The organism is Mycobacterium kyorinense (genome assembly GCF_001672775.1).
Classification (GTDB): domain Bacteria; phylum Actinomycetota; class Actinomycetes; order Mycobacteriales; family Mycobacteriaceae; genus Mycobacterium; species Mycobacterium kyorinense_A.
On record NZ_LZKJ01000033.1, the window covers coordinates 1 to 15,665 of the forward strand.

Consider the following 15,665-nt stretch of genomic DNA (forward strand, 5'->3'; position numbering starts at 1 on the left):
ATGCGGCGCGAAGTCAAGGAGCCGTTTCTCCAGAGCTGGAAGGAGATCATCGCGACGCTGACGACGTTGGCCGACGGGGCCGACGTGCTATTCACGGGTGTGAATTTCGAGGACGCCGCCGGCAACGTCGCGGAGTATTACAACATTCCGCTGGCGACGCTGCATCTGTTCCCGTTGCGGGCCAACGGTCACTTCATCTCCTTCCTGCCGGCGCCACTGGGCCGTCGGGCAATGAAGGTGTCCGAGTGGGTGGCGTGGCGCGCGGCGAAGAAGGTCGAACGGGTGCAACGCGCTGAACTCGGCCTGCCCAAGGCCAGGCGGCCCTCGCCCTGGCGAATCACCGATCGGGGAGCCCTGGAAATCCAGGCCTACGACGAGGTTTGCTTTCCTGGGCTGGCCGCCGAATGGGCGCAATGGGATGGCCAGCGGCCTTTTATCGGCGCGCTGACAATGGAGTTGCCGGGCGACAGCGACGACGAGGTGGCGTCGTGGATTGCTGCGGGGCGGCCGCCGATTTTCTTCGGATTCGGCAGCTTGCCGATCGGTTCTGCCGCCGACACGCTGGCGATGATCAGCGCGGCATGCGCGGAATTAGGTGAGCGGGCGCTGGTTTGCGCAGCTGGGAGCGACTTCAGCAGCGCCCCGCCGTCCGACCACGTCAAAGTGGTGGGCACGATGAATTACGCGGCCGCCTTTCCCGCCTGCCGCGCGGTCGTGCACCATGGCGGCACCGGCACCACCGCCGCAGGCTTGCGCGCCGGAGTCCCCACGTTGATCCTGTCGACCGACCTCGATCAGACGCTCTGGGGAGCCCGGGTCAAACGACTGAAGGTGGGTACCGCCCGGCGCCTTTCGGCAACGACCAAGGACTCGTTGGTCGCCGATCTGCGCACGATACTCGACCCGCAATATGCCGAGCGGGCCCGCGAGATCGCCACCCAGATGACCAAACCCGCCGTAAGCGTCGCCACCGCTGCCGATCTCGTCGAAAGTATCGCTGGCCGCAAGTCCTCGCTGGCCTAAACCCGTTGGCCGGTAATCATTTCGGCCCGTAGCTATTCGCCCGACGAGGCTGAGCCACGGGAGTGGGCCGGGCACCCCGGCACTTCTGCTGACCGAGATTCCGGTGCGATGTCCCTGATCGCCCGGAGCTCGATGCGCGCGCCTCGATGCGGAACGAACGTGACGTGCTTCAGCTTCTGCTTCTCATCGGGTGCTGTGGTGGTGCACAACTCGACCCGCCTCAGGACCTCACGCAGCACGACGTGCGTCTCGACCGTGGCGAAGGTGGCACCGAGACAGCGGCGGACGCCGCCGCCGAACGGCAGATAGGTGGTCGGCTTCAAGGTGGCGTCGATCATCCGATCCGGGTTGAACCGCTCGGGATCCGGATATAGTTCGGCGCTCGCGTGCACCAGCCCCATCGACACGTCCACCGTGATGCCGGCCGGCAGCAGGTAGCCGCCCACCTCGGCCGGCTCGGTCAGGACCCGGCCGGAGCTGAAGATCACCGGACGGACCCGCAGCGTCTCCTTCACCACCGCTTCGAGGTACTCGTCGCCGGCCGGATCCCCGGCCGCACTGGCATCAGCGGCCCGTACCGCCTTTGCCAATATGGCCGGGTGGCGGGTCAGCCGCTCCAGTGCCCAGGCCAGCGACGTCGCGGTGGTCTCGTGCCCGGCCAGGATCAGCGTCAAGAGCTGGTCGCGCAACTCGCGGTCGCTCATGGTGCGTCCGTCGTCGTCGGCGGCGCGGACCAGCATGGCCAGCGCGTCGGTGCGATCGGCCAGGTCCGGGTCGGCGCGACGGTCCGCGATCTCGGCGTACAGCAGGTCGTCGACTTGCGCGAATCGCCGACGCAGCGCTCGCCACGGGCGGCGCTCGCGCAGCTTGGGGTTCGCAATCGCCAGCGTCTCCCATGGGCTCAAATAGAGCAGCTGCGGCACGACCTTGCGCAGCGCGGCCAGCCGGGCCGGATCGGTGGCGCCGACGACGGTCCGCAGGATCACTTCGAGCGCGATCTCGGCCGTCTTGGGCGCCACCGGGAAGTTTTTGCCCACCGGCCATCCGGCGATGTTCGCGGCAGCGATCTCGGCCATCGCAGCGGTCTGGCGCGCGACCGCGTCACGATGAAATGCCGGCATCATCAGACGGCGCCGGTCGCGGTGCTCGTCCTCGTCGATCACAAATAAAGAGCTGTCGCCGAGCACGCCGCGCAAAATCTGGTGTCCTTCGCCGCCGTGAAAGACGCGCGGGTCACCGACGAATACCGACTTGATCGCGGCGGGATCCGCAACATATACCACTGTGCCCACCAGCGGTTGACGCAGCGTGAACACGTCGCCATACCGCCGCTGGCATGCGGTCAAATAACCTAAGCCATAACGCAACATCAATGCTGACTGAACTAATAGGGGGAGTGGGGGTCCGGGCGGCAGTTTGGTCGGCGCGCTATGGGTCATCAGCCGATCGTAGCCACCTGGTGTTGGGTTCTCAGATGCTGGCCGTCGTCGGTGTGCTGAGTGCGGGCCATCCGGAGTTTCGTGCTTGATTCCTTCGAATTGCATCGCAGGCGACAACACGATCGCGTTGGCGAAACGGCGTCGGCTATGATTTCCTCCGGTCACGGCATCGGAAGTCGCCACGCTGCAGCCTGGCGGTGGCATTCCTGAGCTATGAATCACATCAGCACTTTGTCCAAAATCCGGACAGGCACTGCTGGTCACCACTATGGTCTGGAGCGAGTTTTACACGTGTCGACTGCGAGGTACGGGGAATCGGTGGGCGTCAATCCGTTCGGCTGCGACAGCGGCAGGTTTTCGGCCAGCGACGGGCGACACGGCCTGCGGCGGGTGCGGTTCGGCAGAGCGGATCGAGCTGCGGGTTCGGGCTACTGCGAGCAGAACTGGCCGCACGTACGGTCGAAGGATCTGCGCGAGAGGCTGATAGCGGTCCGGGCTTCTGACAAGTGAACCCTGTTGCTCGGGGGAGTCGGATGGAACTTGACGGTGCTGCGCTGCCGCTGACGCGCGGACAGCTGGACATCTGGCTTTCAGAGGAAGCGGGGCTGTCCGGTACTAAGTGGCAGATTGGCATGTTCGGCCGAATCGAGGGCCGGATCGACCCCGATTTGCTGAAGTCGGCGATCCAGCACGTGGTGCATGAAGCCGAACCACTGAGAGCGACGTTTTTCGAGGCCGACGGCCAAGTTTTCCAAAAGGTTGTCGAATATCCCGACATTGAGCTTGCTCGCTATGACCTCGTCGGCTCGCGAAATCCGGTGCAGGACGTTTACCGGTTGGCGTCGTCAATTCAACGCATTCCGATGTCACTTAGTGGTCCACTGTTCAAATTCACCTTTTTCCAGACCCGCGTCGACGAATGCTATATTTTCGTCTGCTGCCACCACATAGCGATCGACGGAATCGGTATTGGTCTCCTCTGTCATCGAATTGCCGGCGTCTATTCTGCGCTCGCTACTGGCGCTCCCATTCCGCCGCCCCTTTTCGGATCGCTGAAAAGCCTGATCGATTGCGAGTTGGAATACGAAGCTTCCGACGACTATCTCGCTGATCAGGCTTATTGGGAAAGGAACCGTCCGCTTGACCGCGAACCTGGTCATGGGTTGGCGCGCGGCGGCACCGCAGGCCAGCCGCCTGAGTACGTGCCTTCCGAGCCCGTTCAGCTGGATCCAACCGTCGTCGCCAGAACCCGCGAGTTCTCACATGCGTTGGGGGTGCGCCGGGCATCGGTGATCACTGCGGCCTGCGCGCTGCTGGTGCATGGGCACGACGGCGGGGGGCCAGAGGTTGTGCTCGATTTTCCGGTGAGCAGGCGCGTCCGTCCAGAGGCGCTGTTTGTGCCCGGAATGGTCTCCGGGGTGGTGCCACTGGTGCTGAAAACTGCGCCGGAGACCACGGTTGCGGACTTCTGCGCACACGTCGACAAGCAAGTACAAGAAGCGCTGGAACATCAGCGGTTCCCCGTGCGCACTATTGAGCACAGGTTGCATATCCAAGACCTTGGACAGCCGTCGAATAGGGCCACGATCAATTTCATTCCGACCACCCGCCTAGCGGATCTTGCCGACGCTGCCGGGACGGGTATCGTGACCCACACCGGCCTTCTGGACCAGTTCGGGCTGGTCATTATCCGGAACGACGAACAGCTCTTTCTCAGCCCAACCGGTGTCGGGCAATTGTTTGCTGACTGCGATGCCCGCGACTTGGCGGACCGGCTGGAGCGAGCGTTGACGGCGATGACCGCCGATCCCGCCCGGCCGTTGTCGGCGATCGATGTGCTGGAAGCCGATGAACACGCCCGCCTCGACACGGTCGGCAACCGCGCAGCGTTGGCCGCGCCGGCGCCCACCGGGGTGGCCATCCCGGCGCTGTTCGGCGTCCATGTGGCGCGTGCCCCCGAGGCGGTGGCGATCAGCTGCAACGGCCGCGCAATGACGTATCAACAGCTTGATGAGGCCTCGAATCGGCTGGCGCACATGTTGGCCGCCCGCGGTGTGGGTCCGGGTCAGTCTGTAGCGCTGTTGTTTTCGCGGTCGGTCGAGGCGATCGTGTCGATGCTGGCGGTGCTCAAGACCGGCGCGGCGTATCTGCCGATCGATCCGGCGGTACCCGATGCGCGGCTGGAGTTCGTGCTCGCAGACGCCGCACCCGTCGCCGCAGTCACCACGTCGGATCTGGTTGAACGGCTGAACAGGTTTGAGTTGGTCGTCGTCGAGGTGGGCGACCCCGCGGTCGACGACCAGCCCAGCACTTCGCTGCCGGCGCCGCGCCCAGACGATATCGCCTACCTGATTTACACCTCGGGCACCACCGGGTTGCCCAAGGGTGTCGCGGTTCCTCATCACAATGTGATCCGGTTGCTGGAGGCGCTGGACGCTGACCTGGAGCTGTCGGCGGGGCAGGTGTGGACGCAGTGTCATTCGCTGGCGTTCGACTTCTCGGTATGGGAGATTTTCGGCGCGTTGCTGCGTGGCGGACGCGTGGTCGTAGTGCCGGATTCGGTGGTCCGCTCGCCCGAAGAGCTCTATGCCCTGCTGGTCAAAGAACGCGTCAGCATCTTGAGTCAGACCCCCTCGGCGTTTTATGCGTTGCAGACCGTCGAAGCACTGGCCGCTGAGTCGGGCTCTCAACTCAAGCTCGAGGCGGTGGTGTTCGGCGGTGAGGCGCTCGAACCGCAGCGTCTTGGGTCATGGCTGGACAACCATCCGGGGTTGCCGCGGCTGATCAACATGTACGGCATCACCGAAACGACGGTGCACGCCTCGTTCCGAGAGATCGGCTTCGGGGATGTCCACAGCGCCGCCAGCCCGATCGGTGCGCCGTTGGAGCATCTCGGCTTCTTCGTGCTCGACGGGTGGCTGCGGCCGGTGCCGACCGGTGTGGTCGGCGAGTTGTACGTGGCCGGCGCCGGGCTCGGTTACGGGTATGTGGGCCGGGCTGGGCTGACGTCGTCGAGGTTCGTGGCCTGTCCGTTCGCAGAGCCGGGGGAGCCCGGACAGCGGATGTACCGGACCGGCGACTTGGTGTGCTGGGGTCCTGACGGGCAGCTGCAGTACCTGGGCCGTGCCGACGAGCAGGTCAAGATCCGCGGATATCGCATCGAGCTCGGTGAAGTCCAGGCCGTGCTCGCCGGGCTCGACGGGGTCGAGCAGGCGGTGGTGATCGCCCGCGAGGACCGTCCCGGCGACAAGCGCTTGGTGGCCTATGTGACCGGAGCGGCCGACCCGGCCGGACTACGGGTGGCGCTGGCCGAGCGGCTGCCTGCCTACATGGTGCCGGCCACAGTCATGGGACTAGACGTGTTCCCGTTGACGGTGAACGGCAAACTCGATATTCGCGCGCTGCCCGCTCCGGAGTATCAGGATGTCGATCAGTACCGCGCCCCGGGCAGCGCGATCGAGGAGCTCCTGGCCGGCATCTACGCCGAAGTCCTCGGCGTCGACCGGGTCGGGGTTGACGACTCGTTCTTCGAGCGGGGCGGAGACAGCATTCTGTCGATGCAGGTGGCCTCGCGGGCCCGTGCAGCGGGCCTGGTGTGCCGCCCGCGCGACATTTTCGTCGAGCAGACCGTGGCCCGGCTGGCCCGGGTGGTCACGGCAGCCGCCAGTGCGGACGACGCGATTGACGAGGGACTTGGTCCCGTGGTGGCCACCCCGATCATGCGGTGGCTGGCCGAGGCGGAGGGCCCGGTCGACGAGTTCAACCAGACGGTGCTGCTGCAGGCCCCGGCCGGGGTGACCGAAGCCGACGTGGCGGTGGTGCTGCAGGCCCTGCTGGATCGGCATGCGATGCTGCGGCTGCGCGCCGATGACGACGGCGCGGGCGGGTGGACGCTGACGGTGCCCGAGCCGGGATCGGTGAACGCCGCCGAGTGCCTGCAGTCGGTGGACGCGGTGTCCGACGACGCGCTGGCGGCGGCCCGCTCGCGGTTGAACCCGGCCGCCGGGATGATGCTCAGCGCCCTATGGGGTTCCTCGACCGGTCAGTTGGCGCTGATCATTCACCATCTGGCCGTCGACGGTGTGTCGTGGCGAATCGTGTTGGAAGACATCAACATCGCCTGGACCCAACATCACCACGGACAACCCGTGGCCCTGCCTGCGGGCGGGATGTCGTTTGCCCGCTGGGCGGAGCTGCTCGCGGAGCATGCCGGCGACCCAGAAGTCGTCGGCCTGGCGCAGGTTTGGCGCCAGGTCGCGGCGACTCCGGCTGCGCTGCCGGCGGTGCGCGCTGAACACGACACGCATGCGAGTGCCGGGCGGTTGTCCGCGCAACTGGATGCCGAGACCACCCGCATGCTGCTCGGTGAGATACCCACGGCGTTTCACGCCGGGGTGCACGACATCCTGTTGATCGCCTTCGGGTTGGCGGTGGCCGAATTCGTGGGCAAGCCGGGAGCGCCGATCGGTATCGACGTCGAGGGGCATGGTCGTGTCGAGGAGCTCGCCGCCGACGTCGATCTATCCCGCACGGTGGGGTGGTTCACCACCAAGTACCCGGTGTCGTTGCGTGCCGACGGGCTGCGCTGGACGCAGGTGGTGGCCGGCGATGCCGAGCTGGGCGCCGCGATCAAAGACGCCAAGGAGCAGCTTCGGGCCCTGCCCGACGGCCTCACCTATGGCCTACTGCGTTATCTGAATCCCGGTGTGGACCTGGCCGGGCCCGACCCGGCGATCGGCTTCAACTATCTGGGCCGGCTGGGTGCCGGGGCCGCCGAGCTCTCCGAAGAGCTGTGGCGACTCCACCAACCAGGCTCCTCGTTCAGCGGCCGGGCCACCGCGGCACCGCTGCCGTTGATGCATACCGTCGAGCTCAATGCCGGCACCGTCGACACCGACACCGGCCCGCACTTGCACGCCGACTGGACGTGGGCACCGTCGGCGCTCGACCAGGACCAGATCAGTCGGCTGAACCGGCTGTGGTTTGAGGCCCTGGCCGGCATCTGTGCGCATGTGCGACGTGGTGGCGGCGGGTTGACCCCGTCGGACATCACGCCTGCCCGGCTGGACCAGCAGCAACTCGACGAGCTCCAGCGGCACTGCCCGATCGCCGACGTGCTGCCGCTGACCCCGTTGCAGCAGGGCTTGCTGTTCCACACCAGCGTCGCGCAGGGCCCCGGCGACGACGTGTATGCGATGCAGCTGGATCTGGTGTTGAGCGGCCCGCTCGACCGGCAGCGGCTGCACGACGCGGTGCAGGCCATCGTCACCCGGCATCCACATCTGACGGCCCGATTCTGCGAACAGTTCGACGAGCCGGTGCAAATCATTCCCGCTGATCCGGTGGCGCTCTGGCGATACATCGACCTGGGCGCCGGCGATCCCGAGCAGATCGAGCAGATACGCGCGGCCGAGCGCGTCGCGGTCTGCGACCTCGCCGACCAGCCCGCCTTCCGGGCCGCTCTCATCCGCACCGCACCCGACCGGCACCGGCTGGTGCTCACCACCCACCACATCGTGCTCGACGGCTGGTCGATGCCGATCCTGCTGCAGGAGGTCTTCGCGGGCTACCTCGGGCAGCGGCTCCCCGCGGCCCCGCCATACCGCAGATATGTCACTTGGCTGGCGGAGCGGGATGTCGATGCCGCCCAAGCAGCGTGGCGTGCGGCGCTCGCCGGTTTTGACACTCCGACCCTGGTAGCTCCGCCCACCCGGCTGCGGCTAGGCCGGCGAGGCATTGACTCCTTCCGGTTATCGGCGGAGACCACCCGAGCGGTCGGCGAGCTGGCTCGCTCGCAGCAGACCACCGCCAACATCGTGCTGCAGGGCGCCTGGGCGCAGCTGCTCACCTCGCTGACCGGCCAGCATGACGTCGCCTTCGGCGTGGCGGTCTCGGGCAGGCCAGATGAACTGGTCGGCGCCGAGTCGATGGTGGGCCTGCTGATCAACACCGTGCCTGTGCGGGCGACGTTTACGTCGACCACCACCACCGCAGAGCTGCTCGACCAGCTGCAGAACGCGCACAACAACACGCTCGACCATCAGCACGTCGCGCTCAGCGACATCCACCACGTCACTGGTCACGACCGCCTGTTCGACACGCTGTTTGTGTTCGAGAACTACCCGATCGACACCGCCGCGCCGTTGGGCGCCGACGGGCTGGCCATCGCCGAGCTCACCTTCCACGAAACCAACCACTACCCGCTTGCCGTGCAAGCCCTGCCGGGCTCCGAGATGGGTCTTCGGGTCGAATACGACACCGACGTGTTCGACGCCGACAGCATCGAAGCCCTCGTCGACCGGTTAGAGGCGGTGTTGGCGGCGATGACCGCCGACCCGGGGCAGCGGCTGTCGTCGGTGGATCTGCTCGATGCGGCTGAGCACGCCCGCCTGGATCGCTGGAGCAGTCGGGCGGCGGTGACCCAGCAGACGACCACCGCGTCGATTCCGGCGTTGTTGGCCGAACAAGTCGCGCGCACCCCCGACGAGTTGGCGGTCACCTGCGAGGGCCGTTCGCTGACCTACCGCGAACTCGACGAGGCCGCCAACCGGTTGGCGCATCTGCTGGCCAGTCACGGGGCGGCGCCGGGCGAAAATGTGGCGCTGCTGTTGTCCCGGTCGGCCGAGGCGATCGTGTCGATTGTGGCGGTGCTCAAGACCGGGGCGGCGTATGTGCCGATCGACCCGGCGCTCCCGGTGTCGCGCATCGGGTTCGTGCTGGCCGATGCCGCGCCGATCGCCGCGATCACCACGTCCGGGCTGCGGTCGCGACTGGATGGATGTGACGTGCACGTCGTCGACGTCGACGACCCCGCTCTGGACGCCCAGCCCAGCACCGCACCGCCGGGCCCAACTCCCGATGACATCGCCTACATCATCTACACGTCGGGAACCACCGGCATCCCGAAAGGCGTGGCCATCCCGCACCGCAACGTGCCCGGGCTGTTCGGCGTGCTGGGCGCCGCCCTGTCGTCGGGCCCGGGACAGGTGTGGACGCAGTGGCACTCCTACAGCTTCGACGTTTCGGTGTGGGAAATTTTCGGTGCGCTGCTGCATGGCTCGCGGCTGCTGGTAGTGCCGGAACAGGTGGCTGCCTCACCCGAGGACTTCCATGCCCTGCTCGTCGCCGAACACGTCACCGTGTTGAGCCAGACGCCGTCGGCGGTCGGGACGCTGTCGGCCGAGGGTTTGGAATCCACCGCCCTGGTGGTGGCCGGCGAGGCCTGCCCGGCTGACCTGGTGGACCGGTGGGGTCCCGAACGAGTGATGATCAACGCCTACGGCCCCACCGAGGCCACGGTGTATGCGGCGATCAGCGCGCCTCTGCAGACCGGACCGATGGTGCCGATCGGTGCGCCGGTGGCCGGGACGGCGTTGTTCGTGTTGGACGGCTGGCTGCGCCCCGTGCCCCCCGGGGTGGTCGGCGAGTTGTACGTCGCGGGCCGCGGCGTGGCGACCGGATATGTGCGCCGGTCGGGGCTGACGTCATCTCGGTTTGTGGCCTGCCCGTACGGAGCGCCGGGACAGCGGATGTATCGGACCGGCGATCTGGTGCGGTGGGGCGCCGATGGCCAACTGCAATATCTGGGCCGCGCCGACGAGCAGGTCAAGATCCGCGGGTATCGCATCGAACTCGGTGAAGTCCAGGCAGCGCTGACCGCGCTGGACGGCGTCGAGCAGGCCGTGGTGATCGCCCGCGAGGGCCGTCCCGGTGACAAACACCTGATCGGCTATCTCATCGGCACCGCCGACCCGAGCCAGATTCGCGACCAGTTGGCCGAGCGGCTGCCGGCCTACATGGTGCCGGCCGCGGTGGTGGCGCTGGACGCACTGCCGCTGACGGTCAACGGCAAACTCGACGTCCGCGCCCTGCCGGCCCCCGACTACCAGGACGCCGATCGCTACCGCGCTCCGGGCAGCCCGGTCGAGGAAATCCTGGCCGGCCTTTACGTGCATGTGTTGGGGCTGTCCCGAGTCGGGGTCGACGACTCGTTCTTCGACCTGGGCGGCGATTCGCTCTCGGCGATGCGTCTGGTCACCGCGATCAACAAATCGCTGAATGCCGGCATTGCGGTGCGCACCTTGTTCGAGGCCCCCACGGTGGCTCAGCTGGCGCCCCACATCGGTGGCGACGAGCAACGGCTGGAGCCGTTGGTGGCGGCCCCGCGGCCCGCGGTGATTCCGTTGTCGTTCGCCCAATCCCGGTTGTGGTTCCTCGACCAGTTGCAGGGCCCGTCGCCGGTCTACAACATGACCGCCGCGCTTCGGATCAGCGGGACACTGGATGTCGACGCGCTGAGCGCGGCATTGGCCGATGTGGTGGGTCGCCACGAAAGTCTGCGCACTCTGTTCGCCGCCCCCGACGGCATCCCCCAACAGGTGGTGATGGCCGCCGAACAGGCCGAATTGAGCTGGGACGTCGTCGATGCCACCGGATGGCCGGCAAGCCGGTTGGGTGAGGCCATCGACGCCGCGGTGCGGCACACCTTCGATCTCTCGACCGAGATCCCGTTGCGGGCAACGCTTTTCCGCGTCGCCGACGACGACCATGTGCTGGTGGCGGTGGTGCACCACATCGCCGCCGACGGCTGGTCGATCACCCCGCTGGTAGCCGACCTGGGCGTGGCCTATGCCAGCCGCTGCGCCGGACAAGCCCCGCAGTGGAGCGAACTGCCGGTGCAATACGCCGATTACACGCTGTGGCAACGCGCCCAGTTCGGTGACCTCGACGACAGCGGCAGCCGCATCGCCACCCAGCTGGCCTACTGGCAGGACGCGCTGGCCGGGATGCCCGAACGCCTGCAGCTTCCCACCGATCGGCCGTACCCGCCGGTGGCCGATCAGCGCGGCGCCACGTTGACGGTGGATTGGCCCGTCGAACTTCAGCAGCAGGTTGCCCGGGTAGCTGCAGAGCACAACGCCACCAGCTTCATGGTGATACAAGCGGCCCTGGCGGTGCTGCTGGGCCGGCTCAGCGCGAGTCCTGATGTGGCCGTCGGCTTCCCGATCGCCGGACGTCGCGACCCCGCCCTCGACGAGCTGGTCGGGTTTTTCGTCAACACCTTGGTGCTGCGCGTCGACCTGGCCGGGGATCCGACCATCGCCGAGCTGTTGGCCCAGGTGCGAGCGCGCAGCCTGGCCGCTTACGAGCACCAGGACGTGCCGTTCGAGGTGCTTGTCGAGCGGCTCAACCCGGCCCGCAGCCTGACCCATCACCCGTTGGTACAGGTGGCATTGGCCTGGCAGAACGTCCCCGGCCAAGACTTCAACGATCCCGCCGCCGGCTTGACGCTGGGAGATCTGCACGTCACCCAGATGCCGGTCGATACCCACAGCGCCCGAATGGATGTGAGTTTCTCGCTGTCCGAGCGTCGGACCCAAGCCGGTGAGCCCGCGGGAATCGGCGGGACGGTGGAATACCGCACCGACGTGTTCGACCCGGCCACCATCGAAAACCTGGTCGCGCGCCTGCAGCGGGTGTTGACGGCGATCACGTCCGACCCGACGGCACGCTTGTCGTCGGTGGAGGTGCTCGACGCCGATGAACGCCTGCGCCTCGATGCGCTCGGTAACCGGGCGGCGTTGACCCGCCCCGCGCCCAGGCCGGTGTCGATTCCGGCGTTGTTCGCCGAGCACGTGGCGCGCACACCCGACGCGGTGGCGATCACCTGCGGCGAGCGTTCGTTGTCTTACCGCGACCTCGACGCGGCCGCAAACCAGTTGGCGCATAGGCTTGCCGGGCAGGGTGCCCGCCCCGGACGCTGCGTGGCGCTGCTGTTCAACCGTTCCGCCGAAGCGATCGTCGCGATCCTGGCGGTGCTCAAAACCGGGGCGGCGTATTTGCCGATCGACGCGGCGGTGCCGGCAACGCGGATGGCGTTCATGCTGGCCGACGCCGCGCCGATCGCGGTAATCACCACCGCCGGGTTGCGCTCCCGCCTGGACGGCACCGACCTGCCCGTCATCGATATCGACGGTCCCGCCGTCGCCGCCGCACCGGCCACGACGTTGGCGCCACCCAGCCACGACGACATCGCGTACCTCATCTACACGTCGGGTACCACCGGCGTGCCCAAAGGGGTTGCGATCACTCACCACAACGTGACGCAACTCCTTGAGTCGCTCGACGCCGGGCTGCCGCGTGCCGGGGTGTGGCCGCAATGCCATTCGCTGGCCTTCGACGTGTCGGTGTGGGAGATCTTCGGTGCCCTGTTGCGCGGTGGGCGCGTGGTGGTGGTGCCAGAGGACGTGGCGGGCTCCCCAGAAGACTTCCACGCGTTGCTGGTTCGCGAGCACGTCGACGTGCTCACCCAAACCCCTTCGGCGGCAAGGGTTTTACCGACCGAAGGCTTGGAGTCCGCGGCGCTGGTGGTGGTCGGTGAAGCCTGTGCTGCCGAGGTGGTGGAGCAGTGGGCTCCCGGACGGGTGATGATCAACGCCTACGGGCCCACCGAGACCACGATGTGCGTGGCGATCAGTGCGCCGTTAACCGTCGGGTCGGGGGTACCGATCGGCTCGCCGGTCCCCGCGGCGGCGTTGTTCGTGCTCGACGAGCGGTTGCGCCCGGTGCCGGCTGGCGTGGTGGGGGAGCTGTATGTGGCCGGCGCCGGGCTGGGCTACGGCTATCTCGGCAGGACCGGATTGACCGCATCGCGGTTTGTGGCATGTCCGTTCGGCGGGCCGACGCGGATGTATCGCACCGGGGACCTGGTGTGCTGGCGCCCCGACGGGCAGCTGCAATACCTGGGCCGGGCCGACGAGCAGGTCAAGATCCGCGGTTACCGGATCGAGCTCGGGGAAGTCCAGGCCGGTTTGGCCGGGGTGGACGGCGTGGAGCAGGCCGTGGCCCTCGCCCGCGAAGACCGTCCCGGCGACAAACGACTCGTCGGCTACGTCACGGGCGCTGTCGACCCCGCCGGGGTCCGTGCCGCGCTGGCCGAACGGCTGCCGGCCTACATGGTGCCCGTCGCCGTGGTGGTGCTGGACGCGCTGCCGTTGACCGTAAACGGCAAACTCGACATCCGCGCCCTGCCCGCGCCCGACTACGGCGACGGCGAGCGGTACCGCGCCCCCGCCGACGCCGTGGAAGAAGTGCTGGCCGGCATCTACGCCGAAGTCCTTGGGCTGGATCGGGTCGGCGTCGACGACTCATTCTTCGACCTGGGTGGCGACAGCATCCTGTCCATGCAGGTGGTGGCGCGGGCCCGCGCCGCCGGCCTGGTATGTCGCCCGCGGGACATCTTCGTCGAGCAGACCGTGGCCCGGCTGGCCCGGGTCGCCGGGGTGGCCGGTGCGGGTGGCCCCATCGACGAGGGCGTCGGCCCCGTGTCGGCTACCCCGATCATCCGATGGCTGCAGGAGATCGACGGCCCGGTCGATGAGTTCAACCAGACGATGGTGGTGCAGGCGCCGCCGGGGGTGACCGAGGCCGACGTCGTGGTCGTGCTGCAGACCTTGCTGGACCGGCACGCCATGCTGCGGCTGCGCGTCGACGACGACGGCGCCGGCGGGTGGTCGTTGACGGTGCCCGAGCCGGGGTCGGTCGACGCCGGTGTCTGCCTGCAATCGGTGGACGCGCTGTCTGACGAGGCGCTGGTGGCCGCGCGGTCACGGTTGGACCCGGCCGCCGGGATCATGCTGAGCGCACTGTGGCTGAACTCCGCGAACCAGTTGGTGGTGGTGATTCACCATCTGGCTGTCGACGGGGTGTCGTGGCGGATCCTGCTGGGCGACCTCAACATCGTCTGGGCCCAGCATCGCAGCGGCCGACAGCCAGCGCTGCCCGCGACGGGCACGTCGTTCCAGCGGTGGGCGTCGCTGCTCACCGACTACGCGCAGCGGCAAGACGTGCTGGACCTGGCGGACTCCTGGAAGCAGATCGCGGCCGCCCCGGCGGCGCTGCCGGCGGTGCAGCCCACAGTCGACACGTTCGCCAACGCCGGGCAGTTGGCGGTGTCGCTGGACACCGACACCACCCGCATGCTCCTCGACGAGGTGCCCGCGGCGTTCCACGCCGGCGTGCAGGACATCCTGCTGATCGCATTCGGGTTGGCGGTGGCCGAGCTGCTGGCCAGCGGTCGCACGCCGATCGGCATCGACGTCGAGGGGCACGGGCGCCACGAAGAGTTGAGCTCCGAGGTGGACCTGTCCCAGACGGTGGGGTGGTTCACCGCCAAATACCCGGTGTCGCTGACCGTCGGCGGGCTGTCGTGGGCGCACGTGGTGGCCGGCGACGCGGTGCTGGGCGCGGTGATCAAAGACGCCAAGGAGCAGCTTCGGGCCTTGCCGAACCCGCTGACCTACGGCGTGCTGCGCTACCTGAGCGCCGACGCCGACCTGCAGGGCATCGACCCCCCGATCGGGTTCAACTACTTAGGCCGCATGGGTGGCCCAGCGGTCGGCGGGTCCGGCGACATGTGGCTGATCTGCCACGACGGGCCGGCAATGACTGCCGCCGCCGCGGCGGTGCCGATGCCGCTGGCGCACACGCTGGAACTCAACGCCGGCACCGTCGACACCGACACCGGCCCGCACCTCCACGCCGACTGGACGTGGGCGCGCTCGGCGCTCGACGACAGCCAAATCACCCGGTTGAGCCAACTCTGGTTCGAGGCGCTGGCCGGCATCTGCGCACACGTGCGCAACGGCGGCGGCGGGCTGACCCCGTCGGACATCGCCCCCGCCCGGTTGACCCAGCGGCAGCTCGACGAGCTGCAGCGGCAATACCCGATCGCCGACGTGCTGCCGCTGACCCCGGTGCAGCAGGGCCTGCTCTTCCACGCCAACACCGCGCAGGCCAGCGACGACCTCTACGCGGCCCAACTGGACATCACCGTGACCGGCCAGCTCGACCCGCACCGGCTGCGCGATGCCGTGCACACGGTGGTCAACCGGCATCCCAACCTGGTGGCCCGCTTCAGCCGAGCCTTCGACGAGCCGGTGCAGATCCTTCCGGCCGCTCCCGCGGTGGAGTGGCGCTATCTCGACCTCGATGGCGACCCCGCCCCCGACGAAGAAATCGAGCGGCTCTGTGCCGCCGAACGGGCCGCGGTCTGCGACCTGACCCACGCGCCGGCGTTCCGGGGCGCATTGATCCGCGTGGCAGCAGACCGGCACCGGTTTGTGCTGACCAATCACCACATCGTGCTCGACGGTTGGTCGCTGCCCGTAGTAGCTGGTGAAGATCTCCTGCAGCAGGATCGGC

3 protein-coding genes are annotated in these 15,665 nt (G+C 67.7%); 2 read left to right on the top strand and 1 reads right to left on the bottom strand.

Translation table 11 applies throughout. The annotated features are described in order from the left end of the window. Positions 1–1,023: glycosyltransferase (locus A5707_RS24055; protein ID WP_065012899.1), on the top strand; the 1,023-nt coding region annotated here is incomplete at its 5' end. Between the two features lie 32 nt (positions 1,024–1,055). Here the strand turns inward: A5707_RS24055 and A5707_RS02235 are convergent. Continuing rightward, entirely contained in the window at positions 1,056–2,462 is a 1,407-nt protein-coding gene (locus A5707_RS02235; RefSeq protein WP_065012900.1) for a cytochrome P450, read from the bottom strand. Positions 2,463–2,995: 533 nt separating this feature from the next. On the opposite strand from A5707_RS02235, the gene A5707_RS02245 reads away from it, so the two are divergent. Further along, on the top strand, positions 2,996–15,665 hold a 12,670-nt coding region (locus A5707_RS02245; protein WP_156657485.1), incomplete at its 3' end, for a non-ribosomal peptide synthetase.